Annotated in this window: 32 protein-coding genes, 13 tRNA genes, 4 rRNA genes and 1 pseudogene; 48 read left to right on the plus strand and 2 right to left on the minus strand. The window is 46.5% G+C overall.

From position 1 onward, the window contains the following. Positions 1-2: 2 nt before the first annotated feature. The 28 genes and pseudogenes from rpsQ to MKX68_RS14850 all read left to right on the plus strand — a co-directional run bounded on the left by rpsQ (position 3) and on the right by MKX68_RS14850 (position 16,525). Complete coding sequence (gene rpsQ, locus MKX68_RS14715; RefSeq protein WP_017692084.1) at positions 3-269, plus strand: 30S ribosomal protein S17; 267 nt, start codon at positions 3-5, stop codon at positions 267-269. Between the two features lie 34 nt (positions 270-303). Beyond that, positions 304-672, plus strand: coding sequence for a 50S ribosomal protein L14 (gene rplN / locus MKX68_RS14720; RefSeq protein WP_017692085.1), 369 nt, complete (start codon positions 304-306; stop codon positions 670-672). A 39-nt stretch (positions 673-711) separates the two neighbouring features. After that, positions 712-1,065, plus strand: a complete 354-nt coding sequence (gene rplX / locus MKX68_RS14725; protein ID WP_017692086.1) for a 50S ribosomal protein L24 — start codon at positions 712-714, stop codon at positions 1,063-1,065. A gap of 32 nt (positions 1,066-1,097) precedes the next feature. Continuing rightward, the gene (gene rplE / locus MKX68_RS14730; protein ID WP_338588647.1) at positions 1,098-1,640 is read left to right on the plus strand and encodes a 50S ribosomal protein L5; all 543 of its coding nucleotides are present in this window, start codon (positions 1,098-1,100) and stop codon (positions 1,638-1,640) included. A gap of 73 nt (positions 1,641-1,713) precedes the next feature. After that, positions 1,714-1,899, plus strand: a complete 186-nt coding sequence (locus MKX68_RS14735; RefSeq protein ID WP_013312154.1) for a type Z 30S ribosomal protein S14 — start codon at positions 1,714-1,716, stop codon at positions 1,897-1,899. A gap of 32 nt (positions 1,900-1,931) precedes the next feature. Beyond that, complete coding sequence (rpsH, locus tag MKX68_RS14740) at positions 1,932-2,330, plus strand: 30S ribosomal protein S8 (RefSeq protein WP_017692088.1); 399 nt, start codon at positions 1,932-1,934, stop codon at positions 2,328-2,330. A gap of 30 nt (positions 2,331-2,360) precedes the next feature. Next, on the plus strand, positions 2,361-2,903 hold the full coding sequence (gene rplF / locus MKX68_RS14745) for a 50S ribosomal protein L6 (protein WP_017692089.1): 543 nt from the start codon (positions 2,361-2,363) through the stop codon (positions 2,901-2,903). A 117-nt stretch (positions 2,904-3,020) separates the two neighbouring features. Further along, a complete protein-coding gene (gene rplR / locus MKX68_RS14750) occupies positions 3,021-3,389 on the plus strand; it encodes a 50S ribosomal protein L18 (protein ID WP_017692090.1) in 369 nt (122 codons plus the stop codon). 27 nt (positions 3,390-3,416) lie between these two features. Then, positions 3,417-3,914, plus strand: a complete 498-nt coding sequence (gene rpsE, locus MKX68_RS14755; protein WP_017692091.1) for a 30S ribosomal protein S5 — start codon at positions 3,417-3,419, stop codon at positions 3,912-3,914. A gap of 13 nt (positions 3,915-3,927) precedes the next feature. Next, entirely contained in the window at positions 3,928-4,113 is a 186-nt protein-coding gene (gene rpmD / locus MKX68_RS14760) for a 50S ribosomal protein L30 (RefSeq protein ID WP_017692092.1), read from the plus strand. 43 nt (positions 4,114-4,156) lie between these two features. After that, a complete protein-coding gene (gene rplO, locus MKX68_RS14765) occupies positions 4,157-4,597 on the plus strand; it encodes a 50S ribosomal protein L15 (protein WP_062836188.1) in 441 nt (146 codons plus the stop codon). Continuing rightward, positions 4,597-5,895, plus strand: a complete 1,299-nt coding sequence (gene secY / locus MKX68_RS14770) for a preprotein translocase subunit SecY (RefSeq protein WP_047841120.1) — start codon at positions 4,597-4,599, stop codon at positions 5,893-5,895. Before rplO ends, secY begins: the two co-directional genes overlap by 1 nt. A 90-nt stretch (positions 5,896-5,985) precedes the next feature. Continuing rightward, positions 5,986-6,630: an adenylate kinase gene (locus MKX68_RS14775; RefSeq protein ID WP_340912578.1), complete on the plus strand. Its 645-nt coding sequence runs from the start codon at positions 5,986-5,988 to the stop codon at positions 6,628-6,630. A gap of 3 nt (positions 6,631-6,633) precedes the next feature. Next, positions 6,634-7,386, plus strand: coding sequence for a type I methionyl aminopeptidase (gene map, locus MKX68_RS14780; RefSeq protein ID WP_036607191.1), 753 nt, complete (start codon positions 6,634-6,636; stop codon positions 7,384-7,386). A gap of 10 nt (positions 7,387-7,396) precedes the next feature. Then, positions 7,397-7,705, plus strand: coding sequence for a KOW domain-containing RNA-binding protein (locus MKX68_RS14785; RefSeq protein WP_091039171.1), 309 nt, complete (start codon positions 7,397-7,399; stop codon positions 7,703-7,705). 3 nt (positions 7,706-7,708) lie between these two features. Further along, entirely contained in the window at positions 7,709-7,924 is a 216-nt protein-coding gene (gene infA / locus MKX68_RS14790) for a translation initiation factor IF-1 (protein ID WP_017692098.1), read from the plus strand. Between the two features lie 152 nt (positions 7,925-8,076). Continuing rightward, positions 8,077-8,190, plus strand: a complete 114-nt coding sequence (gene rpmJ, locus MKX68_RS14795; protein WP_003333770.1) for a 50S ribosomal protein L36 — start codon at positions 8,077-8,079, stop codon at positions 8,188-8,190. 20 nt (positions 8,191-8,210) lie between these two features. Next, positions 8,211-8,579, plus strand: a complete 369-nt coding sequence (gene rpsM, locus MKX68_RS14800) for a 30S ribosomal protein S13 (RefSeq protein WP_062329455.1) — start codon at positions 8,211-8,213, stop codon at positions 8,577-8,579. A 19-nt stretch (positions 8,580-8,598) separates the two neighbouring features. Next, entirely contained in the window at positions 8,599-8,994 is a 396-nt protein-coding gene (gene rpsK, locus MKX68_RS14805) for a 30S ribosomal protein S11 (protein ID WP_017692100.1), read from the plus strand. Positions 8,995-9,130: 136 nt separating this feature from the next. Then, on the plus strand, positions 9,131-10,075 hold the full coding sequence (locus MKX68_RS14810) for a DNA-directed RNA polymerase subunit alpha (protein WP_017692101.1): 945 nt from the start codon (positions 9,131-9,133) through the stop codon (positions 10,073-10,075). A 34-nt stretch (positions 10,076-10,109) separates the two neighbouring features. Then, entirely contained in the window at positions 10,110-10,475 is a 366-nt protein-coding gene (gene rplQ / locus MKX68_RS14815) for a 50S ribosomal protein L17 (protein WP_017692102.1), read from the plus strand. Between the two features lie 159 nt (positions 10,476-10,634). Further along, entirely contained in the window at positions 10,635-11,408 is a 774-nt protein-coding gene (gene truA / locus MKX68_RS14820; protein WP_076216861.1) for a tRNA pseudouridine(38-40) synthase TruA, read from the plus strand. 205 nt (positions 11,409-11,613) lie between these two features. Next, a complete protein-coding gene (gene rplM / locus MKX68_RS14825) occupies positions 11,614-12,051 on the plus strand; it encodes a 50S ribosomal protein L13 (protein ID WP_024633564.1) in 438 nt (145 codons plus the stop codon). 19 nt (positions 12,052-12,070) lie between these two features. Then, positions 12,071-12,463: a 30S ribosomal protein S9 gene (rpsI, locus tag MKX68_RS14830; RefSeq protein WP_017692105.1), complete on the plus strand. Its 393-nt coding sequence runs from the start codon at positions 12,071-12,073 to the stop codon at positions 12,461-12,463. A 773-nt stretch (positions 12,464-13,236) separates the two neighbouring features. Beyond that, complete coding sequence (locus MKX68_RS14835; RefSeq protein WP_091039173.1) at positions 13,237-13,929, plus strand: phosphoadenylyl-sulfate reductase; 693 nt, start codon at positions 13,237-13,239, stop codon at positions 13,927-13,929. 23 nt (positions 13,930-13,952) lie between these two features. Next, a pseudogene (locus MKX68_RS14840) lies at positions 13,953-14,520 on the plus strand (hypothetical protein). Between the two features lie 156 nt (positions 14,521-14,676). Then, the gene (cwlD, locus tag MKX68_RS14845; protein WP_445671074.1) at positions 14,677-15,345 is read left to right on the plus strand and encodes an N-acetylmuramoyl-L-alanine amidase CwlD; all 669 of its coding nucleotides are present in this window, start codon (positions 14,677-14,679) and stop codon (positions 15,343-15,345) included. Between the two features lie 79 nt (positions 15,346-15,424). Beyond that, the gene (locus MKX68_RS14850) at positions 15,425-16,525 is read left to right on the plus strand and encodes an Mrp/NBP35 family ATP-binding protein (RefSeq protein WP_338588644.1); all 1,101 of its coding nucleotides are present in this window, start codon (positions 15,425-15,427) and stop codon (positions 16,523-16,525) included. Between the two features lie 88 nt (positions 16,526-16,613). Here MKX68_RS14850 and gerD read toward each other — a convergent pair whose 3' ends face one another. Beyond that, entirely contained in the window at positions 16,614-17,363 is a 750-nt protein-coding gene (gene gerD / locus MKX68_RS14855) for a spore germination lipoprotein GerD (RefSeq protein WP_338588643.1), read from the minus strand. Positions 17,364-17,488: 125 nt separating this feature from the next. On the opposite strand from gerD, the gene MKX68_RS14860 reads away from it, so the two are divergent. Next, complete coding sequence (locus MKX68_RS14860) at positions 17,489-18,121, plus strand: KinB-signaling pathway activation protein (protein ID WP_338588642.1); 633 nt, start codon at positions 17,489-17,491, stop codon at positions 18,119-18,121. Positions 18,122-18,221: 100 nt separating this feature from the next. On the opposite strand, the gene pdaB is transcribed toward MKX68_RS14860, so the two are convergent. Further along, entirely contained in the window at positions 18,222-18,998 is a 777-nt protein-coding gene (pdaB, locus tag MKX68_RS14865) for a polysaccharide deacetylase family sporulation protein PdaB (RefSeq protein WP_338588641.1), read from the minus strand. Positions 18,999-19,119: 121 nt separating this feature from the next. On the opposite strand from pdaB, the gene MKX68_RS14870 reads away from it, so the two are divergent. The 19 genes from MKX68_RS14870 (at position 19,120) to MKX68_RS14960 (ending at position 26,909) form a co-directional block, all read left to right on the plus strand. After that, positions 19,120-19,737, plus strand: coding sequence for a stage II sporulation protein M (locus MKX68_RS14870; protein WP_338588640.1), 618 nt, complete (start codon positions 19,120-19,122; stop codon positions 19,735-19,737). Positions 19,738-19,890: 153 nt separating this feature from the next. Beyond that, on the plus strand, positions 19,891-20,121 hold the full coding sequence (locus MKX68_RS14875; RefSeq protein ID WP_017692114.1) for a hypothetical protein: 231 nt from the start codon (positions 19,891-19,893) through the stop codon (positions 20,119-20,121). Between the two features lie 480 nt (positions 20,122-20,601). Beyond that, positions 20,602-22,154 (plus strand): 16S ribosomal RNA (locus MKX68_RS14880). A 102-nt stretch (positions 22,155-22,256) separates the two neighbouring features. Further along, positions 22,257-22,373 (plus strand): 5S ribosomal RNA (rrf, locus tag MKX68_RS14885). Positions 22,374-22,409: 36 nt separating this feature from the next. After that, a tRNA-Ile gene (locus MKX68_RS14890) sits at positions 22,410-22,486 on the plus strand. Between the two features lie 22 nt (positions 22,487-22,508). Next, positions 22,509-22,584, plus strand: a tRNA-Ala gene (locus MKX68_RS14895). 207 nt (positions 22,585-22,791) lie between these two features. Further along, positions 22,792-25,717 (plus strand): 23S ribosomal RNA (locus MKX68_RS14900). A gap of 76 nt (positions 25,718-25,793) precedes the next feature. Beyond that, a 5S ribosomal RNA gene (gene rrf / locus MKX68_RS14905) occupies positions 25,794-25,910 on the plus strand. Together the 16S, 23S and 5S rRNA genes with 13 tRNA genes alongside form the textbook arrangement of a ribosomal RNA operon. 84 nt (positions 25,911-25,994) lie before the next feature. Continuing rightward, a tRNA-Asn gene (locus MKX68_RS14910) sits at positions 25,995-26,070 on the plus strand. Positions 26,071-26,073: 3 nt separating this feature from the next. Then, a tRNA-Thr gene (locus MKX68_RS14915) sits at positions 26,074-26,146 on the plus strand. A 10-nt stretch (positions 26,147-26,156) separates the two neighbouring features. Next, positions 26,157-26,228 (plus strand) — tRNA-Glu (locus tag MKX68_RS14920). A gap of 7 nt (positions 26,229-26,235) precedes the next feature. Then, positions 26,236-26,311 (plus strand) — tRNA-Val (locus MKX68_RS14925). A gap of 11 nt (positions 26,312-26,322) precedes the next feature. Further along, positions 26,323-26,397, plus strand: a tRNA-Gln gene (locus tag MKX68_RS14930). 9 nt (positions 26,398-26,406) lie between these two features. After that, positions 26,407-26,482 (plus strand) — tRNA-Lys (locus MKX68_RS14935). Positions 26,483-26,488: 6 nt separating this feature from the next. Continuing rightward, positions 26,489-26,569: transfer RNA gene (locus tag MKX68_RS14940), tRNA-Leu, on the plus strand. 10 nt (positions 26,570-26,579) lie between these two features. Then, positions 26,580-26,654, plus strand: a tRNA-Gly gene (locus MKX68_RS14945). Positions 26,655-26,661: 7 nt separating this feature from the next. Beyond that, positions 26,662-26,738: transfer RNA gene (locus MKX68_RS14950), tRNA-Arg, on the plus strand. Positions 26,739-26,753: 15 nt separating this feature from the next. Then, positions 26,754-26,827, plus strand: a tRNA-Pro gene (locus MKX68_RS14955). 11 nt (positions 26,828-26,838) lie between these two features. After that, positions 26,839-26,909: transfer RNA gene (locus MKX68_RS14960), tRNA-Gly, on the plus strand. Positions 26,910-26,941: the final 32 nt, after the last annotated feature.

The following is a 26,941-nucleotide window of genomic DNA, read 5'->3' on the forward strand; positions in this document are numbered from 1 at the left end:
CAATGAGCGAAGAACGTAACGCACGTAAAGTGCAAACTGGTAAAGTGGTCAGCGATAAAATGGACAAAACAATTGTTGTTGCTGTAGAAACTTACAAAAAACACAACTTGTACCATAAACGCATTAAGGTTACTAAAAAATTCAAAGCACATGACGAAGAAAACACTGCGAAAATCGGTGACACGGTGAAAATCATGGAGACTCGTCCGCTTTCGAAAGATAAACGCTGGAGACTTACTGAAATCGTAGAAAAAGCGGTTATCATCTAATGCTCAGCAGCACTGCTGAAAGGAGGAATACTAAATGATTCAACCATTTACACGTTTGACTGTGGCTGACAACTCCGGTGCGAAGGAACTGATGTGTATCCGCGTACTCGGCGGTACGGGACGTCGTACAGCTCAAATCGGTGATCTGATCGTTTGTTCTGTTAAACAAGCAACACCAGGCGGCGTTGTCAAAAAAGGTGATGTAGTTAGAGCGGTTGTCGTTCGTACGAAACGTTCTGTACGTCGTAAAGACGGTTCCTACATCGGTTTTGATGAAAATGCAGCGGTTGTTGTAAAAGACGACAGAAGCCCACGTGGAACACGTATTTTCGGACCAGTTGCTCGCGAACTTCGCGATAAAGACTTCATGAAAATCGTTTCCTTGGCTCCAGAAGTTATCTAAAGCTTAATCTCGTGATGTTAGAAACAGGAGGTGTACGAAATGCCAAGAGTGAAAAAAGTTCTGGAATCCCATAACAACAAACTTCACGTTAAGAAGGAAGATACGGTTATGGTGATCAGCGGTAAAGACAAAGGTAAAAAAGGCCGTGTCATCGCTGCTTATCCTCGTGAGAACCGCGTCCTTGTGGAAGGTGTTAACATGGTGAAAAAACACCAGAAGCCTAACCAGCAAAATCCGCAAGGCGGCATTATCGAGAAGGAAGCTCCGATTCACGTTTCCAACGTAATGCACATCGATCCGAAGAGCGGAAAAGTAACCCGTGTAGGTTACAAAGTTTTGGATAACGGAAAGAAAGTGCGCGTTGCTAAACGTTCCGGAGAAATTATCGACTAATTGAACCGAATGAGAAAGGAGGGCTATGATTCATGGCATCAAGAATGAAAGAACGTTACCTGCAAGAAATCGCTCCTGCTTTGATGCAGAAGTTTAACTATACAACGGTAATGCAAGTGCCGAAAATCGAGAAAATCGTTATCAACATGGGTGTGGGCGAGGCTGTCCAAAACTCCAAAGTGTTGGATTCCGCAGTAAACGATTTGCAACTGATCGCAGGTCAAAAACCTGTAATCACTCGTGCAAAAAAATCTATCGCAGGATTCAAACTGCGTGAGAATATGCCTATCGGTGTTAAAGTAACATTGCGCGGCGAGCGTATGTACTTCTTCCTCGATAAACTGTTCAACGTTACGCTTCCTCGTGTCCGCGACTTCCGCGGTGTATCGAGCAAAGCTTTCGACGGACGTGGTAACTACACGCTGGGTCTGAAAGAACAACTGATCTTCCCAGAGATCGAGTATGATAAAGTTGATAAAGTCCGCGGTATGGATATTGTCATCGTAACAACGGCGAAAACAGACGAAGAGTCCCGCGAATTGCTCACGCAAATGGGAATGCCTTTCGTTAAGTAATGTTGGCATAACGTTTCCGGGTGTCTGGAAAGACTCCCTTTTCTCCGAAATTATTTAGGAGGTGTCAGGCTAAGTGGCAAAAACTTCGATGAAAGTTAAACAACAACGTACACCTAAGTTTAAAGTACGTGCATATACACGCTGTGAGCGTTGCGGACGTCCACATTCGGTCCTGCAAAAGTTCAAAATTTGCAGAATTTGTTTCCGTGAATTAGCTTATAAAGGCCAGATCCCTGGCGTGAAAAAAGCAAGCTGGTAAAAAGTCCTGAACGGGAAGGAGGTTAACTCACAATGACTATGTCTGATCCAATTGCAGATATGCTTACTCGTATTCGTAACGCGAACACTGTTCGTCACGAAACGGTAGAAATGCCTGCTTCGACAATGAAAAAACAAATCGCCGATATCCTGAAGCGTGAAGGTTTCATCCGTGACGCTGAAGTTATCGATGATAACAAACAAGGGATTATCCGTGTTTTCCTGAAATACGGTCAAAATAACGAGCGCGTTATCACTGGTCTGAAAAGAATCAGTAAACCTGGTCTTCGTGTTTACACGAAAAGCAACGAAGTACCTCGTGTACTTGGTGGCCTGGGAATCGCGATCATCTCGACATCTAAAGGTATCATGACGGACAAAGAAGCTCGTCAATCGAAATCCGGCGGAGAAGTCGTTTGCTACGTTTGGTAATATAACGTCACAAGATAGGAGGTGCAACATATGTCTCGTATTGGTCGCAAACCAATCACAGTACCAAGTGGTGTAGACATCACCCTGGACAACACCGTTATTACGGTAAAAGGACCAAAAGGAACTTTGACTCGTGAGCTTCATAAAGACATGAAGGTTACAGTTGAAAATAACGAAATCACAGTTGTGCGTCCTTCCGATAACAAAACTCACCGTTCTTTGCACGGCACAACGCGTAGCGTTGTAAACAATATGGTGAGCGGCGTTACTGAAGGATTCGCGAAATCTCTGGAATTGGTTGGGGTCGGATATCGTGCAAGCAAATCCGGAGATAAAATCGTTTTAAACGTTGGTTACTCTCACCCGGTTGAAATTACACCGGAAGCGGGAATTGAATTCGAAGTACCTTCGAATACAAAAATCATCGTTCGCGGAATTGACAAAGAGCGTGTAGGTGCTTACGCTGCTAAAATCCGTTCCGTACGTGAACCTGAGCCGTACAAAGGTAAAGGTATTAAATATGAAGGCGAGCGTATCATCCGTAAGGAAGGTAAAGCCGGTAAGAAGAAATAAGATTTCTCTTACCGCCTTTGCGCGGCTTTCGGCTTGCTTGCTTCGTGTGTTTCTAATATACCCCGTGGCTTCTGCTTTGAAGCCAGCGAGGTAACCTGAAAGGAGTGAATCTTTGAGATGATTACGAAACCAGATAAAAATAAGGCTCGTCTGAAAAGACACCTTCGTGTTCGTAAGAAAATCCAAGGAACGGCAGCACGTCCTCGTTTGAACGTATTCCGTTCTGGTAAACATATGTATGCTCAAATCATCGATGATGTTGCTGGTGTAACAATCGCTTCTGCGTCTACTGTAGACAAAGAATTGAGCACTGACATCAAAAATGGTGCATCTGTTGAATCAGCTCGTAAAGTTGGCGAACTCGTTGCTAAACGTGCTAAAGATAAAGGTGTTTCCAACATCGTATTTGACCGTAGCGGTTATCTGTACCATGGTCGTATCGCAGCATTGGCTGAAGCGGCTCGTGAAGCAGGACTTGAGTTTTAAGATATTTTTCAAAAGGAGGTTAACGACTTGCGTGTAGATCCGAATACTTTGGAACTGACTGAAAGAGTTGTAAATATTAATCGCGTAGCTAAAGTAGTAAAAGGCGGACGCCGTTTCAGCTTTAGCGCACTGGTTGTAGTCGGCGACGGCAACGGCTGGGTTGGAGCTGGTATCGGTAAAGCGGGCGAAGTACCTGATGCAATTCGCAAAGGTATTGAAGACGCTAAGAAAAACCTTGTACACGTTCCACTCGTAGGAACATCGATTCCTCACTTGGTAACAGGTAAGTTCGGCGCAGGACGCGTGCTGTTGAAACCAGCATCTGAAGGTACTGGTGTTATCGCTGGTGGTCCTGTACGTGCGGTTCTCGAACTTGCTGGTGTAGGTGACATTTTGACAAAATCTCTGGGTTCTTCGAATTCCATGAACATGGTCAATGCGACTTTGGAAGGTTTGTCCCGTTTGAAGCGTGCTGAAGACGTGGCTAAACTGCGCGGAAAATCCGTCGAAGAGCTTCTGGGTTAAGGAGGGAATTCTCATGGCTAAATTAGAAATTACCCTCGTCCGCAGTTTGATCGGACGTCCGGAGACGCAAAGAACAACTGTGAAAACATTGGGTTTGCGCAAAATCAATAGCAAAGTGGTACAAAACGATAATCCTGCCATCCGTGGTATGATTAACAAAGTAAGCCACTTGGTTGCTGTTAAAGAAGTAGAAGCTTAAAAACGGGTTAATCCCACAAATCTTTAAGGAGGTGCAACGAACGATGAAGTTACATGAGCTTTCACCATCTCCTGGATCCCGCAAAGAACGTAAACGTCTTGGTCGCGGTCCAAGTAGTGGTACAGGTAAAACATCAGGTCGCGGTCACAAAGGACAAAACGCTCGTTCTGGCGGTGGAGTACGTCCAGGCTTCGAAGGTGGACAAAATCCATTGTATCGTCGCTTGCCAAAACGTGGTTTTGTAAACCCAACTCGCAAAGAATATGCAGTTGTGAATACTGAAGACCTGAACAGTTTTGCTGCGGGTACTGAAGTAACTCCAGAATTCTTGATGACGAATGGCGTAGTTAAAAACGCTAAATCCGGAATCAAAATCCTGGGTAACGGTGATGTCACTGTGAAGCTGACTGTTAAAGCTAACAAGTTTTCTCAATCTGCTATTGAGAAAATTGAAGCTGCCGGCGGTACAACTGAGGTGATTTAATGTTCAAGACCCTAAAGAATATCTGGCGGGTTGAAGATCTGCGCAAAAGGGTATTATTTACCCTTTTTGTACTGATCATTTACCGCATCGGCTCCTTTGTTCCCGTACCGGGAGTTAACAAAGATGTGTTCGAAGCGACAAATTCTGCGGGTAAAGAAGTTTTTGGACTTCTCAATACGTTCTCGGGTGGAGCGCTCTTCCAGTTCTCGATATTTGCGCTCGGGATCGTGCCTTACATCACTGCGTCTATCATAGTACAGTTGCTTTCCATGGACGTTATTCCTAAATTAGCGGAGTGGGCAAAGCAAGGTGAACAAGGTAAGAAGAAATCTGCACAGTTGACCCGTTATTTAACCATCGGGCTGGCATTGATTCAAGCGTTTGGTACGTCGATCGGATTCAACCGCTTGTACAATACAGAGATGGTGCCTAACGCTACATTTGCAGATTATATCTTGATCGCGATTGTACTTACGGCCGGTACTTCATTCCTGATGTGGCTTGGTGAGCAGATCACCGAGAAGGGCATAGGAAACGGGATTTCGATCTTGATCTTTGCGGGTATCCTATCTACGGTGCCTAACATTATCAAACAAACGATCGAATCTGACTTCATTCAACCTGACCAACTGTTTATGAATATTCTTAAAGGTGTTATCATCGCAATTGTTATTGTGTTGATCATCATAGGGGTCATTTACATTCAGCAGGCGATTCGGAAGATTCCGGTACAGTACGCTAAACGTGTCGTAGGTAACAAAATGTACGGTGGACAGAATACACATATCCCGCTGAAAATTAATGCAGCAGGTGTTATCCCTGTCATCTTTGCTTCATCGCTGTTGATGTTCCCAACGATCATCGCCAACTTCTGGGCAGATCGCCTCTGGGCACAGTGGATCGGACAGAACCTGACTACACACAAACCTCTTGGTATGTTGCTGTATGTCGTGATGATCTTCGGTTTCACATTCTTCTATACTTTTGTACAGATGAATCCACAGCAGATGGCTGACAATATGAAAAAGAACGGCGGTTACATCCCAGGCATTCGCCCGGGTAAAGCAACCGAGAAATATCTGACCCGTGTCATGACTCGTTTGACAATGGCCGGAGCCATCTTCTTGGCAGTCATTTCCGTTCTGCCTGTATTCTTAGGGGCACTTTCTGGTTTGCCTCAATCTGCGCAAATTGGAGGAACATCCCTCCTGATCGTTATCGGTGTTGCGCTGGATACGATGAAGCAAATCGAAAGCCAATTGATCAAACGCCACTACAAAGGTTTTATCAATAAATAGGCAATAGGTACCGGTCGAGTGAAGATTTACTTGCCGGCACCTATTGTGCTGTTTGTTGATGTAGGGTAGTCTTGGAGGGAGTGACATAACGTGAACATCCTATTCATGGGCCCTCCGGGGGCAGGAAAAGGAACGCAAGCAGACGTCATCGTGAAAGAGTTCGGTATTCCCCATATTTCAACAGGCGATGCATTTCGTCTCGCGATCAAACAGGGAACTCCCATTGGCATGAAAGCCAAGGAATATATGGATCAAGGATTGCTTGTACCAGATGATGTAACCATTGGCATCGTTGAAGAACGTTTGCAGCAGCCTGACTGCAGAGAAGGTTTCCTCTTGGACGGATTTCCAAGAACTCTTTCGCAAGCAGAAGCGCTCGATGGCATTCTGGAGCGATTGAACTCAGGTCTCGATCATGTAATCAACCTGAAAGTGGATCGCAACAAATTGCTCGCTCGTTTGACGGGTCGTCGAATTTGTAAAAACTGTGGTTCCACTTATCATGTGGTATTCAATCCGCCTAAGCAGGAAGGTATTTGTGATAAATGCGCTGGTGAGTTGTATCAACGCTCTGATGATAATGAAGAGAGTGTAGGTACACGACTGGACGAGTATATCAACAAAACAGCACCACTCCTCACGTTCTATGAGACTAAAGGTCTTCTTCGTCAAATGAACGGAGAACAGGATATCGATCAAGTTTCTCAAGAAATCGTGTCCTTACTGAGAGGTTAATTGATGATCATTGGTAAGTCCGAAACGGAACTGGGCTTGATGAGGGAAGCAGGGAGAATTGTTGCGGAAACGCATCGTCTCTTGGCAGAGCATATCGCTCCCGGTATTACGACTGGAGAACTTGACCATATGGCAGATCAATATATCCGCAGTCAAGGAGCTGTGCCGTCTTTCAAAGGTTATAACGGTTTCCCTGCCAGTGTGTGCGCTTCAGTCAATGAAGAGTTGGTACATGGATTTCCCGGCAAACGCAAGTTGAACGAGGGCGATATCGTTACGTTTGACATTGGCGCGCAGTACCAGGGGTATCATGGAGATTCCGCCTGGACTTATCCGGTCGGCCGTATTTCCGAAGAAGCCCGTCGTCTTCTGGACGTTACCGAGGCTTCGTTATACGCAGGTCTGGCGCTGGTGAAACCGGACGTTCGCTTGTTTACAATATCTCATGCGATTCAGAAATATATTGAAGATGAAGGGTTCTCCGTAGTTCGTGAATATGTCGGTCACGGCATAGGCGCAGATCTGCACGAAGAACCACAGATTCCGAACTATGGTCTTCCCGATCGGGGACCACGGCTTAAAGCGGGCATGGTGCTGGCCATAGAGCCGATGGTTAACGTAGGTAGACGGTATGTGAAAACGTTGGAAGATAACTGGACTGTCGTCACAGTTGATGGTAAGTTATGTGCCCACTTTGAACACACCGTAGCAGTTACACCAGATGGTATGGAAATTTTCACGAAACTGAATGCGTAGGTGATGAGGCATGAACAGTCAGTCTAATCCGCAGCTCGGTCAACTTGTGAAGATCCGTAAAGGCCGCAATGCGGACCAAGCCGCAGTAATTGTTGCTATAGCGGACAGTAAGTTCGTATATATTGCGGATGGAGACAAACGTAAGTTTGATCAACCTAAGAAGAAGAATCTTCTTCATCTTGAACTCCAGCCCATGATTAGCAGCGAGGTTGTGAACAGTTTAAACGAGAGTGGTCGGGTGACAAATGGAAAGCTCCGTTACGCGGTTCATTCATTTCTGGAATCCACCAACATTCAAGCTGAAGAGAAAGGAGACTGACTAATGGCCAAGGAAGATGTCATTGAAGTGGAAGGTACGGTTCTCGAACCGCTACCGAATGCAACATTCAAGGTTGAGCTTGAGAACGGTCATCAAATTCTCGCTCACGTTTCCGGAAAACTGCGGATGCACTTTATCCGTATCCTGACTGGAGACAAAGTAGTTGTTCAGTTGTCGCCTTATGATTTAACAAAAGGTCGCATAACTTACCGTAAATAGTAGTAGACAGTTGCAATGAACTGTGAAGCTTATGTAGCGGGTTTTGCCCGGCAAAACTTGCGAAAGCTTCGAAGCCGGTTTTACAATAGTAGAACAAGGTCAATGCTTACGAAGAGGGTTTTGCTTAGCAAAACTTTGAGGAGGTAATTCACATGAAGGTAAGACCTTCGGTCAAGCCGATTTGCGAAAAATGCAAAGTCATTCGCCGCAAAGGGAATGTTATGGTTATCTGTGAAAATCCGAAACACAAACAAAAACAAGGTTAAAGAAGGGGGTGTAGCGTAAAATGGCACGTATAGCTGGTGTGGATTTGCCACGTGATAAGCGCGTTGAGATCGCCTTGACTTATATTTTCGGAATCGGTAAAACGACTTCCCAGAAAATTCTGAGCACAACAGGCATCAATCCGGACACTCGTGTTCGTGATTTGACGGAAGATGAAGTCAGCAAATTGCGTGAAAGTATCGATAAAGAGGTCAAAGTAGAAGGTGACCTGCGTCGAGAAATCTCTTTGAATATTAAACGTTTGACGGAGATCGGTTGTTACCGTGGAGTTCGTCATCGTCGTGGTCTGCCTGTTCGTGGACAACGTACGAAAACGAATGCTCGTACTCGTAAAGGTCCTCGTCGTACAGTAGCGAACAAGAAGAAATAATAAGGGGGGATAAGAGAAAATGGCTAAACCGAAAAAAGTCGTACGTACTAAACGTCGTGACCGTAAGAATATTGAATCTGGCGTGGCGCATATCCGTTCCACTTTCAATAACACTATCGTTACTATTACGGATCCTCACGGAAATGCAATTTCGTGGGCAAGCTCCGGCGGCCTCGGATTCAGAGGTTCCCGTAAATCGACTCCGTTTGCTGCACAAATGGCTGCTGAGACTGCTGCCAAAGCTGCAATGGAACATGGGATGAAAGCCGTTGAGGTTATGGTTAAAGGACCAGGCGCAGGACGTGAAGCAGCGATCCGCTCTTTGCAAGCTGCTGGTCTTGAAGTTAACCTGATCAAAGACGTAACTCCAGTCCCGCATAACGGATGCCGTCCTCCAAAACGTCGTCGTGTCTAATGAGATTTGCCCCTGCGTGTGGTATATTTCCGGCACAATCTGCTAATAATGGTTGTTTAGGCATACTACTACATGTTTTCGCAAGAGAAGGTAAATGTTTCATAGAGGACCGACGTTTTGAAGGAGGGGTATTGCAGTGATTGAAATCGAAAAGCCGAAAATTGAGACGGTAGACGTCAACGATGATGGCACCTATGGGAAATTCGTAGTAGAACCGCTTGAGCGCGGATACGGTACGACGCTTGGAAACTCGCTTCGCCGAATCTTGCTCTCGTCACTGCCGGGTGCGGCAGTGTCTTCGGTTCAAATCGATGGCGTTCTGCATGAATTTGCTACAGTTCCTGGCGTAATGGAAGATGTAACGGAGGTTATTCTTAACCTGAAAGCTTTGTCGCTTAAGATTCATTCTGATGAGGAGAAAGTGCTCGAGATTGATGCTGAAGGCGAAGGAGCAATTACGGCTGGAGATATCCGTGCTGACTCCGATGTGGAAATCCTTAATCCGGATTTGCACATTGCTACGCTCGGACCAGGTTCGAGACTTCACATGCGTATTTTTGCCAATCGCGGTCGCGGCTACGTCCAGGCAGATCGGAATAAACGCGATGACCAGCCGATCGGCGTCATCCCAGTCGATTCCATCTTCACCCCGATCAGTCGCGTTAACTACGCTGTGGAAAATACGCGTGTCGGTCAAGTGACCAACTATGACAAGCTCACGTTGGAAGTTTGGACTGATGGAAGTATTCGTCCTGAAGAGGCTGTAAGCCTCGGCGCTAAAATTTTGACTGAGCATCTGATGCTCTTCGTGGGTCTTACAGACGAAGCGAAAGATGCAGAGATCATGGTCGAAAAAGAAGAAGACAAAAAAGAAAAAGTACTCGAAATGACGATCGAAGAGCTGGATCTCTCTGTTCGTTCCTACAACTGCCTCAAACGTGCTGGTATTAATACCGTGCAAGAGCTGACTACGAAAACGGAAGAAGACATGATGAAAGTCCGTAACCTCGGACGCAAGTCTTTGGAAGAAGTTCAAGAGAAGCTTGAGGAACTTGGTTTGGGACTCCGTACAGAAGAATAGACAGCCGAGTGCTTGAAGTGAAGGAGGGAAAACAATGGCATACCAAAAGTTGGGCCGTAATTCCAGCGCACGTAAAGCTTTGTTCCGTGACCTGGTAACCGACCTGTTCTTATACGAACGCATTCAGACAACTGAAGCGAAAGCAAAAGAGGTTCGCTCTATTGCTGAAAAATTGATCACTAAAGCGAAAAAGGGAGATCTTCATGCCCGTCGCCAAGTGGCAGCTTATGTTCGCCGCGAAACTATCGATGGTGAGCAAGATGCAATTCAAAAACTGTTTAGCGAATTGTCCGGTCGTTACGCTGAGCGTCCAGGTGGATACACTCGTATCCTGAAACTGGGACCTCGTCGTGGTGACGCAGCGCCAATGGTTTACTTGGAACTGGTAGACCGCGCGTAAAACAGATGAGATGAGGAAAGGGGACAGAATCAACGATTCTGGATTAACCCTTTTTTTCTCTTCATTTCGGAATTCGTGCTGTAATAGAAGCTCCGTAAGGGGCTTCTTTTGCTGTTCGGGATAGGGATATGTATAGTATGGAACAAAGGTGTGGTAATAATGCGGAACTTATGTATGACGTTAACTTATGATGGCACTGCCTATTACGGCTTCCAAGTACAGCCGGGTGGGAATACCATTCAGGATCATCTTGAAGATGCGATTCGTGCTTTAACCGGTGAGAAGGTTAAAATTACAGGTTCAGGCCGAACAGATGCAGGTGTTCACGCCCGCAGACAAATCTTCAATTTTCCTACGGAGTCCCAGATCCCGATTGAACGTTGGTGTATTGCACTAAACTCCAGATTACCCTCCGATATTGTCGTTATTGATGCGATTGAAGTTTCGGCTGATTTTCATTCTCGCTATGCAGCGAAAAAGAAAACGTATCGTTATACAGTCAATGCGAATCAATTCCCGGATGTATTCAACAGAAGACTGCAATATCATCATCATGCGAAGCTTGATATTATGGCAATGCAGGAGGGCTTACGACATTTCATAGGGACGTATGATTTCACCTCTTTTGCTTCACGCAAGTCTCAGAAAGAGAATCATGTCCGTTCGGTATACGAAGCATGGATGGAAGTGGACCGATCAATGTGCAGAGACCATCCACGCGATCAGGGTGTCATTCACATTTATGTGAGTGGTAACGGCTTTTTGCAGCATATGGTTCGTATTATTGTTGGGACACTGCTGGAGATCGGAGAGGGCAAACGGAAAGCCTCTGATGTACCGAATATGATTGCTGCATGTAATCGATCTGCTGCAGGACCTACTGCAGTTAGCTGCGGTTTAATGCTCTGGGATCTTGAATACAAAAAAGATTAAATTTGGTGAGTGAAAAGCTTAATTAACACTTGCGATTTAATCGCCTATCATGTAATATAAAAGTTGTGTTTTCTTAATGGCTTTCCCACAGCCCCAATTAAGAGGTTCACATCAAATTTACAATCCATCAACACCTAAAGTTATAACTTAACGAACGAAGATAAATGAAAATGATGATTTTGAACATTTTAAGGAGGAACTTTTCATGCGTACTACGTACATGGCGAAGCCTAACGAAGTTGAGCGCCAATGGCACATCATTGATGCTGAAGGCAAAACCCTCGGACGTTTGGCGAGCGAAGCAGCTGCTTTGATTCGCGGCAAACATAAGCCACAATTCACTCCACATGTGGACACTGGCGATTTCGTTGTTATCATCAATGCTGAGAAAATCGTATTGACTGGTAAGAAAATGCAAGGTAAAAAATACTACCGTCACTCTATGCACCCAGGTGGTTTGAAAGTAACTACTGCTGAAGAGATGGTTAAAAACAAACCTGAGCGTATGTTGGAATTGGCTGTTCGCGGTATGCTTCCTAAAACTCGCATGGGCGAGAAAATGAAGTTGAGACTTAAAGCGTACAGAGGCACTGAGCATCCACATGCAGCACAAAAACCAGAAGTTTACGAACTTCGCGGTTAATTAAAAGGAGGACAGTTTCATGGCACAAGTACAATACTATGGGACAGGTCGTCGTAAACATTCGGTAGCACGTGTTCGCCTTGTACCGGGTGAAGGACGCATTGTCATCAATAAACGTGATATTAATGAATACTTCGGTTTGGAAACACTCAAACTGATCGTAAAACAACCACTGAACTTGACAGAAACGCTCAACAACTATGACGTTCTTGTTATTGCTCATGGTGGCGGAATCTCCGGTCAAGCCGGCGCAATCCGTCATGGTATCTCCCGCGCTCTGTTGAAAGCAGATCCGGAATACCGTGCATCCCTGAAAAAAGCAGGATTCCTGACTCGTGACCCACGTATGAAAGAGCGTAAAAAATACGGTCTTAAAGCGGCTCGTCGCGCACCTCAGTTCTCCAAACGTTAATATTAAAAGCCTTTGGCCTCGGTCAAAGGCTTTTTTATATATTCATGACCATTCACTTATACTATATATGTTTTGCAATTGCTCTCATAACTCTGATGTCTCTCCACATGCTTGTGCATTTTTCCTTCATTGCCTTTTCAATCCTCAATACAGCCCTATAATATGTACGTTAATACATCTACATCTTACTGAACCTTTCTAATCGTTTTAGATCATTCATTTTGCGCTTACCCATCGGTCACCACACGATCAACACCTTCTTATAAAATCATCAATTGGCGCTTACGCTGGATTTCTTAAAGCGTTTGGTTTACTGGTTTTGCACTTAATTCTTTACTGCAAGTCTCATCAGTATTTCTTATGGAAACGATAAAAGTCCCTTACATATCAATTGATATATGTTGTCACTCAGCTCCCTTTGAAACTTTATCTTCTTTTTCTTATTTTCAATCGACCAGTGATTTTTGAATGCTGCTTTTGCCTGCAAGAACTGTCCAAACCTAGCAGCAGCAAAACTTTCCAAGCTGAAGAGATGTATTATCATCTGACCAATGACTTGGACCATCATCATTGTTTTTGTCTCATGAACTGAGAAATGGATAAATTGAACAAAATATTGTGTTAGAGCGACAATCAAAAATGGGCAAAAACTGATTTATTTTACCATATGGCAGGCATTGACATCCGCATTGAAAGATTTATACTATACATAATTCATATTAGATTAGTCGGCTTTAAGATGTATTGAAATGCAGAATGGGGGAAATTCACAGATGAACTTGTTGGAGAAAGAAGAATTGGCACGGACGAAGGCAGAGGAACTGGAACATGCTAGTCCAGAGGATATTATTCGTTATGCTATTGAAACATTTCCTAATATCACTTTTGCATGTAGCTTTGGTGCGGAAGATGTTGTACTTGTAGATATGTTGCAGAAGATCAGCCCATCCACAGATATTTTTTATCTGGATACTGATTTCCACTTCAAAGAAACATATGAAACACGTGACAAGATGCAAGAGAACTACAACCTTGAATTTGTACGCGTGTCACCTAAGATTACTCCGGAAGAGCAGGCAGCTCAACACGGTGAAGAGTTGTGGAAGTCTGATCCCAATGCGTGCTGTAACATTCGCAAAGTCGAACCGTTAACACGAATTCTTTCTCAGTATGATGCATGGATTACAGGTATTCGTAGAGATCAAGCACCAACTCGTGCAAACTCCAAGAAGGTTGAGTATGATTCAAAATTTGGCCTGATGAAGTTTAATCCGATTGCACATTGGACGACGGAGGATGTATGGCAATATATTCGTGACAATAACGTTGTATATAATCCTCTACATGATCAGAACTACCCGAGTATTGGCTGTGAGCATTGCACACGTCAGGTTATGCCTGGCGAGGACCCTCGTGCTGGACGCTGGTCTGGTAATGATAAAACGGAATGTGGCCTTCATAAATAATAGATACACAAGGAACTGACAAGATGACATCGATTCTGCCACATGGAGGTACGCTGGTTCAGCGTATCGTACAAGGAAAAGAACGGGAGCAATTGTTGCAAGACAGTAAAAACTTATCCTCTTTGCTTATTAATAGCTGGACGATATCAGATTTGGATCTGATTGGTGTGGGTGCCTTCTCACCACTTTAAGGTTTCTTGAATGAGGAAGATTACCTTTCGGTGGTGTCTCGCATGCGTCTCGCTGATGGAACGGTCTGGAGTATACCGATTACACTTGCTGTTGACGATAAACAAGCCGCATCCCTCCAGATTGGTGAACTTGTTAAACTTGCAAGAGATATTTACTAACTTTACAGCAGAGGAACTGGGGATCACTCCGTTGTTCTTCGAACATAGTTTCTTCTGTACCAAATGTGGAAACATGGCATCCAGCAAAACTTGCCCACATGATAAAGAGCATCATATGGCGCTTTCCGGCACCAAAGTACGCGGGTTGCTCCGTGACGGTCAGTGCCCTCCACCTAAATTTACACGTCCTGAGGTAGCTGAGGTGCTGATTGAGGGAATGGCGGAGCAAGTCCGGTCCTAGCGGTATATTTGTCCATCTTGTCCCATATAGATGATTAGAGTCATTTATAGGGACGAGGTGGTTTTTTTTATGCGTAAAAATATGGGGAAACACTTTGTAGTTTGGATTAGGTTAAAAACACTTAAAAGGGTCATGCTGAGCCTCTGTCTGCTGGCCATGTTAGTGGCGGTAATGTCCTATGAGCTGCCTTCCGCCAAGACGTCAGGTTATTGGAGCTTGCCGATGGCGGGTAAAGTCATTGCCATTGATGCAGGACACGGAGGTCCAGATGGGGGAGCGGTGAGTAAACAGGGGGTTATTGAAAAAGATATCAACCTGTCTATCGCCCTGTATGTGAGAGATTATTTGCAACAGGCAGGGGCTTTAGTGGTTATGACACGAGAAATAGATACGGATCTGGCGGAATCGGACACCAAGGGGTACTCCAAACGCAAGACGGAAGATCTGAAACAAAGAGTACGGCGGATAGAGGATAAGCAAGCAGATCTCTTTATTAGCATTCACATGAACAGCGTCCCGTCCAACCGATGGAGTGGAGCCCAGGTTTTCTATACAACTAACCATCCGGATAACGAAGGTTTGGCCAATTTGCTTCAACAAGAGATGGTTCGTAATCTGGAGAATACAGATCGAATCGCCAAAACGGTGAATACGGTTTATCTGTTACAGGCTCTGAAGATCCCTTCAGCGCTGGTAGAAGTGGGTTTCCTTTCTCATCCGGAAGAGGCACGTATGCTTGCCGACGAAGCTTATCAACGCAAGGTAGCTGCTTCGATCTATAATGGAATTCTCAGATATTCCTCAGGAGAACGGCCTAAAAGTTAGTCAGAACAAGAAAGGTAATGATATAATTGGATCAGCATACCTAATTACATGCCAATAGATAAAGCTGAGGTGCTGTCTGATGTTATCAAAAGAACAGATACTTGAACTATTACAGCCATTACAAGAACCGCAATTGGGAGTAAGTCTGACCGAACTGGAATGGGTTCGAGATATTATGGTGAAAGAAAATCATGTGGCTCTGACCATAGTGACACTGGAAAATCGACCTGAGGATACAACAGCCTTGAGTGATGCAGCGCGTAATTTGTTGTCCCAGCACGGACTGAAGGATGTACATATTCGTGTGCGTGCAGCTTCTGAGCATGATCGTGAGAGCCTGAATATGGGACAACCCGATAATGAGCCAGATCGGGACGAAGTGCTCGTAAAAGGTCATGCAGCGGGTCTGGATGGACATGAGTTGTTAAGTCCTGAATCAGGTGTTCGTTTTATTGCCGTGGCCAGTGGTAAAGGTGGCGTTGGTAAATCAACGGTAACCGTTAATCTCGCTGCAGCTTTGGCACGTCAAGGCAAGAAAGTGGGCTTAATTGATGCGGATATCTATGGCTTCAGTGTACCCGACATGATGGGGATTGAAGAATATCCGGTCGTTGAAGATGGCGTTATTCAACCGGTTGAACGTTTTGGCGTCAAAGTCATGTCGATGGGCTTCTTTATTCGGGAGAATAACCCGGTAATCTGGCGTGGACCCATGCTAGGTCGGATGCTGCGTCAATTCTTTACGGATGTCCAGTGGGGCGAATTAGATTATGTATTACTGGATTTGCCACCAGGTACGGGAGATGTTGCTTTGGATGTGCATCAGATGTTGCCACAGAGCAAGGAAATCATCGTTACCACGCCGCATGCAACGGCAGCTTTTGTCGCAGCACGTGCGGGTGCGATGGCCATTCAGACCGATCATGAGTTACTTGGTGTGGTTGAGAATATGGCTTACTATGAGTGTGGCAGTTGCGGAGAGAAGGATTATGTCTTTGGTCGTGGTGGCGGGGGAAGACTTGCGGAAAGTCTGCATACGAGCCTGCTTGCCCAGATTCCATTAGGCACGCCGGATAATCATCCTTCCGAGCCTGATTTCTCACCTTCTGTTTACAAAGCAGATTCCCGTATAGGGGCTATCTACGATGAAGTTGCCCGGTCCATTGAATCCAAATTCTAATGGTATGAGTGTTATAAATACAAATAAAGCCTGCGTCCATTTGGATGCAGGCTTTTCAGTATCTGTGGTGCGTATTAACACCTACTGTTTATGATCCGCCGCCCGAATCTCCACTGCTACCACCATCTCCGCCATCACTACCACCTTGGCCTTGACCGTCTTGCTGTCCGCCTTGCTCTTGCCCTTGTTGTCCGCCACTTTCTACTTTGGGTTGCAATTCCTCCTGCACTACCTTCTTGAGCAAAGTGAGTACTTCCATACGGAACAACGGGTTTTGCATCACTTCCTGCATGACAGTCATCGTCTGTTTACGATAATCTGGAGTCTTCGTCATATCCATGAACATCTTGGATACCTCAGGTGACTTCATGATGTCTTCAACAGACTTTTGATATGTGGGATCTTTAATCAATTGCATATGAAGTTGTTTACTTTGTGCGTTGATCACTTTGGCAAATTCACCCGCAAACTGCGGATCGGTCATGATCTTTTCGAATTCCTTTTTATATTCGGGAGCTGTGATGGTATCTTTTACTGCAATACGTATTTGTTCCGAAGATTGCACAGGCATTAACATCTTCATACCAATGGATCCCGAAGCACCACCCGAACCGCCGCCTTCTTCAGAACCGCTGCTACCGCTGGATGAGCTTTGACCTGTAAGAGCTTCCTCCACCGCTTTCTTGCCTTCATCACTTTTCAAAATATCTACAACCATTGTTTTCATCTCTTTATAACTGCCCTGAGGAGGCGAAGAACTCTGATCTGAACCGCAGCCGGCAAGCATGACGGATAGCCCCAGTACGACACAGCATAGCTGCCACAAAGGCCGTTTCATGTGTACAATCCCTCCTTGATTAGATACTGGATGTAGTATGTGATGGGAAAGGGGGAAATATGTTGAGCGATGATGGTTTTTTGCTGAGAAGATTGGTAAAATAAACACTCGGGGGTGGAAAACATTTGAATTTACGTAAATGGTTTTTCCTGTTTTGGACAGCCTTGCTTATTGGGGCCGCGGGAGCATTGGGTACAGGTTTGATTATGATGCTGGTGAACGGGGAGAAAACAAATGGATTGAATGATTTTCTTCTGTATCTTCTGATTCTGTTTGGATCAGGGGTTATGATCAGCGTTTATTCACAAATGGGTTTCTTTGCATATCTGATATTGAATTATATGGGTAAAGGTGTATTTCCTAAGCGCGGTTGGCAGATCGTGCAAGTAGTATTAACGGTGTTAGCCCTGTTTGACGTGATGTTTTTACGTCTGTTTGTTGGGGGAGACCGGGAGCGCATATCGGATATTGTGCTAGGTCTCATTATTTTGGCAGCTGCAATTGTTACCGCTTACGTTAAAGTAAAGCTCACTCATCTCTCCGCGCTTGTACCTACACTCTTCTTCATGATTGCCGTCACCATAGTGGAGACGATCGGCGTATTACGTATTGATGTAAATGCTGCAACCATATTTATTGTGGTTCCCTTGCTCCTATGTAATGCATACCAAATGCTGATATTGCACAGGCTGGTGGATGTATCTACGAACCGGAGTGTAAGTGGAAAGGCAGAACAGTTGAAAGAAAGCCGAGCATAGAATTCAATTTGCATAAAAAACATACCAAAAAGAGCTAACCTGGTTAGCTCTTTTCAACTTTTACACTCGTATTCGAGCTGTAGCTCTAGCAATCAACCACTTATTGACTACTGGCTTGGTCACGAACTTCTTTGCCCTCGACACTGGAATGGTTCAGTAATTCCGAGACAGTAACGAATTCATAACCCTGATTTTTCAATTTGTCGATAATGACAGGGAGTGCTTCATGCGTTTGTTTGGAGGAATCGCTTGCATGCAGTAACACGATGTCACCCGGATGTGCTTTACTAACCACGCGATCAACAATGGTCTGTACACCAGGGTTTTTCCAATCCAAGGAGTCGGTATCCCACTGCACAACCTGATAATTCAGACTATTGGCTACCTGAAGCACTCGCTTGTCAAAGTCCCCGTTGGGCAGACGTAGTAATTTCGGTTCTTTTCCCGTTAAATCGGTTAAAATGCTATGAGCTGTCGAAATTTCTTTGCGAATTTCTTCCTCAGTCAGGCTGCTGTAGTTCTCATGTCTGTGACCATGGCTGCCAATTTCATATCCTGCCTCTTTGATGGCAGTAACAATTTCGGGGTGTGTCTTGCTCCAGGGGGAGGAAAGGAAAAAGGTTGCCTTCTGCACTTTATTCTCCTGAAGAACTTTCAAAATCGGCTCTGTCCGTTTATCCCCCCAGCTAATGTCAAAGGTAAGTGCGATTACCTTCTTCTCGGTTGGAACGCTGTAGACGGCTGATGGTGCTTCCTCCGAGAATACGGAGACATTGCCTCTCTCCAGATAGATAATACCGATTGCAAAGATGGCAGCAACGAGGACAATCAGGTACCGTTTAATCTTTTTGCCGCTAAATACATAGAACGAGTTCATTTCAATAAGCGCCCCTCTCCCATAAGAATGCTTGTTTACTCTCCAATGTATGCTCGTACTGCCCAGTTATTCGTCACTGATCCTTGTTTGTCCATCATTTTAGATTCTACAGGAGGTTATTATGTTAAAATTCAGTACATTTCTTAAAGATCTTGGTTCCATCCGCAGTGCATTAATTTGGTCCGTAGTTTTGTTTGCTGTTGGTATAGGGGCAGGATGGGTGAGTACAGGGCCACTGGAAGAACTGTTATTGAACCAAATCGGAGGATTACGTGAAGTCAGTGAACGGCTGGAGCAGGGGGGAAATGTGCAATGGAACTTCTTTCTGTTTATCTTTTTCAATAATGCCATCAAAAGTGTACTTGTCATCTATGCCGGTATATTCTTCGGAATTCTGCCTGTCATCTTCCTGCTGATCAATGGGATGGTCCTTGGATTTGTGGTGCACACCACGATGAATTATGGAGCAAGCTTCTATGATATTGTGGTTAAAGGTTTACTCCCGCATGGCATTATTGAGATTCCGGTCATTATTATTGCTTGCGCCTTCGGACTGAAGTTTGGTGGTCTGGTTATCAAAAGCCTTGCACAACTTGGAAGTGACAAGCGAAATACGATGGGTAGCCGGTGGAGAACATTCATGTATAGGACGTTAACGGCATCCTTCTGGGTTGTCATCTTGCTTCTTGTTGCAGCAATCATCGAAAGCACACTTACGTATACTCTGGTGAGAGGATAAAATTTTGTGATGGTTGGCATTCATAAATTTTCAGAAAGTTGACCATAACAATAAAACGGGTTCCAGCATCACCCACAAAAGCGAATGCACGGGGTGTTGCATGAAACTTGTGTAAGTGTGATAAAGAGGCTATGCACAAAAAGGAGAACTCTAATGCTGGGTATGTTGTTTAACGAGAAGGAATGCAAGGAACTAGACTATGTGCTGCGTAAAGAATTAGATGAGATGCTTTTCGATCTAAGTGATAATCGTCTTGACCAAGAGATCAAATATGCTATCGCGAGCCGATATAAGACTGTGTTCCGCATGTATGCACGCTTTGCCCCACCAAAAGAGTTGTCCAAGTATGCAAGAGGTGGGAAGCTGAAAAAGTCGAAGCCGTAATGCTGAAGCTGGTCATATATTCGCTTTACAGTAATGGAAGTGAGGTGCGGCTCTTGTTAGCGGGTGCTGTACCTCTGAACCATGAGAATGTGAGATTGTTAAAGGGGGTTCATACATTTTGTCGAAAAAGGGTTGACCTTTCTAATTTCATATGGTAAATTAATTTTCGTTCCTTTTTTAGGAGCGATTCACTAAAACAAGCATTAAAATAAAGCGATTGAAAATAATCGAAAAAATAATGCTTGCAAAGAGAACTTCAACATGATATATTATAAAAGTCGCCGCTGAAACGACGGCAACATGAAAAACAGCACTAAATTGAATGTTTGATCTTTGAAAACTGAACAACGAGTGAGTAAACATTCTGCTTGCAGAATGAACGCGAAAGTTGAGACAAGCCTTGGCTTGAATCGACTGGAGCACAAATGAGATTTTTAATCTCGTCAGATTCAAAATGAGCTTATCGCTCTTTTCAATACTTTATTGGAGAGTTTGATCCTGGCTCAGGACGAACGCTGGCGGCATGCCTAATACATGCAAGTCGAGCGGACTTGAAGAGAAGCTTGCTTCTCTGATGGTTAGCGGCGGACGGGTGAGTAACACGTAGGCAACCTGCCCTCAAGTTTGGGACAACTACCGGAAACGGTAGCTAATACCGAATAGTTGTTTTCTTCGCCTGAAGGAAACTGGAAAGACGGAGCAATCTGTCACTTGGGGATGGGCCTGCGGCGCATTAGCTAGTTGGTGGGGTAACGGCTCACCAAGGCGACGATGCGTAGCCGACCTGAGAGGGTGATCGGCCACACTGGGACTGAGACACGGCCCAGACTCCTACGGGAGGCAGCAGTAGGGAATCTTCCGCAATGGGCGAAAGCCTGACGGAGCAATGCCGCGTGAGTGATGAAGGTTTTCGGATCGTAAAGCTCTGTTGCCAGGGAAGAACGCTTGGGAGAGTAACTGCTCTCAAGGTGACGGTACCTGAGAAGAAAGCCCCGGCTAACTACGTGCCAGCAGCCGCGGTAATACGTAGGGGGCAAGCGTTGTCCGGAATTATTGGGCGTAAAGCGCGCGCAGGCGGTCATTTAAGTCTGGTGTTTAATCCCGGGGCTCAACCCCGGATCGCACTGGAAACTGGGTGACTTGAGTGCAGAAGAGGAGAGTGGAATTCCACGTGTAGCGGTGAAATGCGTAGATATGTGGAGGAACACCAGTGGCGAAGGCGACTCTCTGGGCTGTAACTGACGCTGAGGCGCGAAAGCGTGGGGAGCAAACAGGATTAGATACCCTGGTAGTCCACGCCGTAAACGATGAGTGCTAGGTGTTAGGGGTTTCGATACCCTTGGTGCCGAAGTTAACACATTAAGCACTCCGCCTGGGGAGTACGGTCGCAAGACTGAAACTCAAAGGAATTGACGGGGACCCGCACAAGCAGTGGAGTATGTGGTTTAATTCGAAGCAACGCGAAGAACCTTACCAGGTCTTGACATCTGAATGACCGGTGCAGAGATGTACCTTTTCTTCGGAACATTCAAGACAGGTGGTGCATGGTTGTCGTCAGCTCGTGTCGTGAGATGTTGGGTTAAGTCCCGCAACGAGCGCAACCCTTATATTTAGTTGCCAGCATTTCGGATGGGCACTCTAGATAGACTGCCGGTGACAAACCGGAGGAAGGTGGGGATGACGTCAAATCATCATGCCCCTTATGACCTGGGCTACACACGTACTACAATGGCCGGTACAACGGGCTGCGAAATCGCGAGATGGAGCCAATCCCAACAAAGCCGGTCTCAGTTCGGATTGCAGGCTGCAACTCGCCTGCATGAAGTCGGAATTGCTAGTAATCGCGGATCAGCATGCCGCGGTGAATACGTTCCCGGGTCTTGTACACACCGCCCGTCACACCACGAGAGTTTATAACACCCGAAGTCGGTGGGGTAACCGCAAGGAGCCAGCCGCCGAAGGTGGGATAGATGATTGGGGTGAAGTCGTAACAAGGTAGCCGTATCGGAAGGTGCGGCTGGATCACCTCCTTTCTATGGAGAATCGTTTCCTGCAACGGAAACATTCAAATAAGCAGCTTAGCTGCACAAACTACTCACTCGTTGCTCAGTTTTGAGAGCTCAAACTCTCAAACGTTTGGTGGCGATAGCGAAGGGGTTCCACACGTTCCCATCTCGAACACGACCGTTAAGCCCTTCAGCGTCGATGGTACTTGGACCGCAGGGTCCTGGGAGAGTAGAACGCCGCCAAGCGTAACCCATTTTGGGTTCAAATAGTATATGTAATGTGGGCCCTTAGCTCAGTTGGTTAGAGCGCACCTCTGATAAGGGTGAGGCCGGTGGTTCGAGTCCACCAGGGCCCACCATCTATACCTTTAAACTTTATATGGGGCCATAGCTCAGCTGGGAGAGCGCCTGCCTTGCAAGCAGGAGGTCAGCGGTTCGATCCCGCTTGGCTCCACCAAAAATGATTTACAAGTTTGTTCTTTGAAAACTAGATATCGAAACGAAACAAACGCGAATTAGAACATTCCTTTAAGCTGATCTTGTGTAAACAAGTGAAGTGTTATAAAGGTAGTTAAATTGCTTTTGTGATGGTATCGGGTGAGAGCGACTTTTGGCTTTGCGCAAGCAAAACAAGGGAAGCGAGCGACCGAAACCGGAACAAAATGGTTAAGCTACTAAGAGCACACGGAGGATGCCTAGGCGCTAGGAGCCGATGAAGGACGTGGCGAACAACGAAACTGCCTCGGGGAGCTGTAAGCAAGCTTTGATCCGGGGGTGTCCGAATGGGGAAACCCAGCTGGGGTAATTTCCAGTTACACCTAACTGAATACATAGGTTAGTGTGAGGCATACCAGGGGAACTGAAACATCTAAGTACCCTGAGGAAGAGAAAACAATAGTGATTCCGTCAGTAGCGGCGAGCGAACGCGGAGAAGCCCAAACCAGAGAGCTTGCTCTTTGGGGTTGTGGGACGTCTCACATGGAGTTACAAAGGAACCGGTTAAGCGAAGAGGTCTGGAAAGGCCCGCCAAAGAAGGTAAAAGCCCTGTAATTGAAAGTTGGTTCCCTCCGAGACGGATCCCGAGTAGTGCGGGGCACGTGAAACCCCGTATGAATCCGGCAGGACCATCTGCCAAGGCTAAATACTTCCTAGCGACCGATAGTGAAGCAGTACCGTGAGGGAAAGGTGAAAAGCACCCCGGAAGGGGAGTGAAATAGAACCTGAAACCGTGTGCTTACAAAAAGTCAGAGCCCGTTTTAGGGGTGATGGCGTGCCTTTTGTAGAATGAACCGGCGAGTTACGTTCCCGTGCAAGGTTAAGGTGAAGAGCCGGAGCCGCAGCGAAAGCGAGTCTGAATAGGGCGACTTAGTACGTGGACGTAGACCCGAAACCGGGTGATCTACCCCTGTCCAGGGTGAAGGTGCGGTAACACGCACTGGAGGCCCGAACCCACGCATGTTGAAAAATGCGGGGATGAGGTGGGGGTAGCGGAGAAATTCCAATCGAACTCGGAGATAGCTGGTTCTCCCCGAAATAGCTTTAGGGCTAGCCTCGGAAAACAGAGTCGTGGAGGTAGAGCACTGATTGGGTGCGGGGCCCGCAAGGGTTACCAAGCTCAGTCAAACTCCGAATGCCATAGACTTACTTCCGGGAGTCAGACAGTGAGTGCTAAGATCCATTGTCAAAAGGGAAACAGCCCAGACCATCAGCTAAGGTCCCCAAGTGTGTGTTAAGTGGGAAAGGATGTGGAGTTGCACAGACAACCAGGATGTTGGCTTAGAAGCAGCCACCATTGAAAGAGTGCGTAATAGCTCACTGGTCGAGTGACTCTGCGCCGAAAATGTAACGGGGCTAAACACACCACCGAAGCTATGGCTTGATGCTTTGCATCAGGGGTAGGGGAGCGTTGTATAAGGGTTGAAGGTGTACCGTAAGGAGCGCTGGACATTATACAAGTGAGAATGCCGGTATGAGTAACGAAAAGATCAGTGAGAATCTGATCCGCCGAAAGCCTAAGGGTTCCTGAGGAAGGCTCGTCCGCTCAGGGTAAGTCGGGACCTAAGGCGAGGCCGAAAGGCGTAGTCGAAGGACAACAGGTCGAAATTCCTGTACCACCGTAAGCCGTTATGAGCAATGGGGGGACGCAGTAGGGTAGTGACGCGGACTGATGGATGTCCGTCTAAGCAGTAAGGCTGATGTGTAGGCAAATCCGCACATTGTAAGGCTGAGCTGTGATGGGGAGCGAAAATTATAGTAGCGAAGGTCATGATCTCACACTGCCAAGAAAAGCCTCTAGCCAGGTGATGGTGCCCGTACCGCAAACCGACACAGGTAGGCGAGAAGAGTATTCTAAGGCGCGCGGAAGAACTCTCGTTAAGGAACTCGGCAAAATGACCCCGTAACTTCGGGAGAAGGGGTGCCCCGGTAGTGTGAATAGCACGAGGGGGCCGCAGTGAAAAGGCCCAAGCGACTGTTTAGCAAAAACACAGGTCTGTGCGAAGCCGTAAGGCGAAGTATACGGGCTGACGCCTGCCCGGTGCTGGAAGGTTAAGGGGAGTGGTTAGGAGCAATCCGAAGCTGTGAACCGAAGCCCCAGTAAACGGCGGCCGTAACTATAACGGTCCTAAGGTAGCGAAATTCCTTGTCAGGTAAATTCTGACCCGCACGAATGGCGTAACGACTTGGGCGCTGTCTCAACGAGAGATCCGGTGAAATTTTAATACCTGTGAAGATGCAGGTTACCCGCGACAAGACGGAAAGACCCCATGGAGCTTTACTGCAGCTTGATATTGAATTTGGGTACGATCTGTACAGGATAGGTGGGAGCCTTTGAAACGTGAGCGCCAGCTTGCGTGGAGGCAACGTTGGGATACCACCCTGATCGTATCTAGGTTCTAACCTGGTACCGTAATCCGGTGCGGGGACAGTGTCAGGTGGGCAGTTTGACTGGGGCGGTCGCCTCCTAAAGAGTAACGGAGGCGCCCAAAGGTTCCCTCAGAATGGTTGGAAATCATTCGAAGAGTGCAAAGGCATAAGGGAGCTTGACTGCGAGACCTACAAGTCGAGCAGGGACGAAAGTCGGGCTTAGTGATCCGGTGGTACCGCATGGAAGGGCCATCGCTCAACGGATAAAAGCTACCCTGGGGATAACAGGCTTATCTCCCCCAAGAGTCCACATCGACGGGGAGGTTTGGCACCTCGATGTCGGCTCATCGCATCCTGGGGCTGAAGTAGGTCCCAAGGGTTGGGCTGTTCGCCCATTAAAGCGGTACGCGAGCTGGGTTCAGAACGTCGTGAGACAGTTCGGTCCCTATCTGTCGTGGGCGTAGGAAATTTGAGAGGAGCTGTCCTTAGTACGAGAGGACCGGGATGGACGTACCGCTGGTGTACCAGTTGTTCCGCCAGGAGCACCGCTGGGTAGCTATGTACGGACGGGATAAACGCTGAAAGCATCTAAGCGTGAAGCCCCCCTCAAGATGAGATTTCCCAGTATGTAAGACCCCTTGAAGACGACGAGGTAGATAGGCTGGGGGTGGAAGTGCAGCAATGCATGGAGCTGACCAGTACTAATCGGTCGAGGGCTTATCCAATTAGCAAGTTGTAATTCGCATGTTTCGTTTCGAATCTAGTTTTCAGAGAACAACACTCTGAAATGTAAGCTACGCGTTTGGTGGCGATGGCGGAGGGGTTCCACACGTACCCATCCCGAACACGACCGTTAAGCCCTCTAGCGCCGATGGTACTTGGACCGCAGGGTCCTGGGAGAGTAGGACGCCGCCAAGCGAACTCTTTCATCATACATAGAAAACAGGCTCTGCATGTGGACGTTGTACGATGAATTGCATTTGCCCTGCAAATGCATATTATTCCCTGATAGCTCAGTTGGTAGAGCACTCGACTGTTAATCGAGTTGTCACAGGTTCGAGCCCTGTTCGGGGAGCCATTTGCTCTCATAGCTCAGTAGGTAGAGTGCATCCATGGTAAGGATGAGGTCACCGGTTCGATCCCGGTTGAGAGCTTTGGAAATGGGGCCCGTTGGTCAAGGGGTTAAGACACCTCCCTTTCACGGAGGTAACAGGGGTTCGAATCCCCTACGGGTCATATAGTTGGAGGCTTAGCTCAGCTGGGAGAGCATCTGCCTTACAAGCAGAGGGTCGGGGGTTCGATCCCCTCAGCCTCCACCATATTATTTTATTGGGGATTAGCCAAGCGGTAAGGCAACGGACTTTGACTCCGTCATGCATAGGTTCAAATCCTATATCCCCAGCCATTTTAGTATGAGTCATTAGCTCAGTTGGTAGAGCACCTGACTTTTAATCAGGGTGTCGAAGGTTCGAGCCCTTCATGACTCACCATCATATGCGCGTGTGGCGGAATTGGCAGACGCACTAGACTTAGGATCTAGCGTCTTTGACGTGGGGGTTCAAGTCCCTCCACGCGCATCCTTTATTTGCGGAAGTGGCTCAGCGGTAGAGCATCGCCTTGCCAAGGCGAGGGTCGCGGGTTCGATTCCCGTCTTCCGCTCCAATATTTTGCGCCCTTAGCTCAGCTGGATAGAGCGTTTGACTACGAATCAAAAGGCCGGGAGTTCGAATCTCTCAGGGCGCGCCATTATTTTTTTAGTATCGGGATGTAGCTCAGCTTGGTAGAGCACCTGGTTTGGGACCAGGGGGTCGCATGTTCAAATCGTGTCATCCCGATTTCTATTTATGCGGGTGTAGTTCAATGGTAGAACTTTAGCCTTCCAAGCTAATAGCGTGGGTTCGATTCCCATCACCCGCTTACAGGACATAATGAAAGAGCCTTTGCAGATG

The sequence above is a fragment of the Paenibacillus sp. FSL M8-0212 genome (assembly GCF_038004645.1).
GTDB lineage: Bacteria > Bacillota > Bacilli > Paenibacillales > Paenibacillaceae > Paenibacillus.

Coding starts and splice junctions, on each gene's coding strand:
- rpsQ (WP_017692084.1), top strand. CDS start 3: ATGAGCGAAGAACGTAACGCACGTAAAGTGCAAACTGGTAAAGTGGTC.
- rplN (WP_017692085.1), top strand. CDS start 304: ATGATTCAACCATTTACACGTTTGACTGTGGCTGACAACTCCGGTGCG.
- rplX (WP_017692086.1), top strand. CDS start 712: ATGCCAAGAGTGAAAAAAGTTCTGGAATCCCATAACAACAAACTTCAC.
- rplE (WP_338588647.1), top strand. CDS start 1,098: ATGGCATCAAGAATGAAAGAACGTTACCTGCAAGAAATCGCTCCTGCT.
- rpsH (WP_017692088.1), top strand. CDS start 1,932: ATGACTATGTCTGATCCAATTGCAGATATGCTTACTCGTATTCGTAAC.
- rplF (WP_017692089.1), top strand. CDS start 2,361: ATGTCTCGTATTGGTCGCAAACCAATCACAGTACCAAGTGGTGTAGAC.
- rplR (WP_017692090.1), top strand. CDS start 3,021: ATGATTACGAAACCAGATAAAAATAAGGCTCGTCTGAAAAGACACCTT.
- rpmD (WP_017692092.1), top strand. CDS start 3,928: ATGGCTAAATTAGAAATTACCCTCGTCCGCAGTTTGATCGGACGTCCG.
- rplO (WP_062836188.1), top strand. CDS start 4,157: ATGAAGTTACATGAGCTTTCACCATCTCCTGGATCCCGCAAAGAACGT.
- secY (WP_047841120.1), top strand. CDS start 4,597: ATGTTCAAGACCCTAAAGAATATCTGGCGGGTTGAAGATCTGCGCAAA.
- map (WP_036607191.1), top strand. CDS start 6,634: ATGATCATTGGTAAGTCCGAAACGGAACTGGGCTTGATGAGGGAAGCA.
- MKX68_RS14785 (WP_091039171.1), top strand. CDS start 7,397: ATGAACAGTCAGTCTAATCCGCAGCTCGGTCAACTTGTGAAGATCCGT.
- infA (WP_017692098.1), top strand. CDS start 7,709: ATGGCCAAGGAAGATGTCATTGAAGTGGAAGGTACGGTTCTCGAACCG.
- rpmJ (WP_003333770.1), top strand. CDS start 8,077: ATGAAGGTAAGACCTTCGGTCAAGCCGATTTGCGAAAAATGCAAAGTC.
- rpsM (WP_062329455.1), top strand. CDS start 8,211: ATGGCACGTATAGCTGGTGTGGATTTGCCACGTGATAAGCGCGTTGAG.
- rpsK (WP_017692100.1), top strand. CDS start 8,599: ATGGCTAAACCGAAAAAAGTCGTACGTACTAAACGTCGTGACCGTAAG.
- rplQ (WP_017692102.1), top strand. CDS start 10,110: ATGGCATACCAAAAGTTGGGCCGTAATTCCAGCGCACGTAAAGCTTTG.
- truA (WP_076216861.1), top strand. CDS start 10,635: ATGCGGAACTTATGTATGACGTTAACTTATGATGGCACTGCCTATTAC.
- rplM (WP_024633564.1), top strand. CDS start 11,614: ATGCGTACTACGTACATGGCGAAGCCTAACGAAGTTGAGCGCCAATGG.
- rpsI (WP_017692105.1), top strand. CDS start 12,071: ATGGCACAAGTACAATACTATGGGACAGGTCGTCGTAAACATTCGGTA.
- MKX68_RS14835 (WP_091039173.1), top strand. CDS start 13,237: ATGAACTTGTTGGAGAAAGAAGAATTGGCACGGACGAAGGCAGAGGAA.
- cwlD (WP_445671074.1), top strand. CDS start 14,677: ATGTTAGTGGCGGTAATGTCCTATGAGCTGCCTTCCGCCAAGACGTCA.
- MKX68_RS14850 (WP_338588644.1), top strand. CDS start 15,425: ATGTTATCAAAAGAACAGATACTTGAACTATTACAGCCATTACAAGAA.
- gerD (WP_338588643.1), bottom strand. CDS start 17,363: ATGAAACGGCCTTTGTGGCAGCTATGCTGTGTCGTACTGGGGCTATCC.
- pdaB (WP_338588641.1), bottom strand. CDS start 18,998: ATGAACTCGTTCTATGTATTTAGCGGCAAAAAGATTAAACGGTACCTG.
- MKX68_RS14870 (WP_338588640.1), top strand. CDS start 19,120: ATGTTAAAATTCAGTACATTTCTTAAAGATCTTGGTTCCATCCGCAGT.
- MKX68_RS14875 (WP_017692114.1), top strand. CDS start 19,891: ATGCTGGGTATGTTGTTTAACGAGAAGGAATGCAAGGAACTAGACTAT.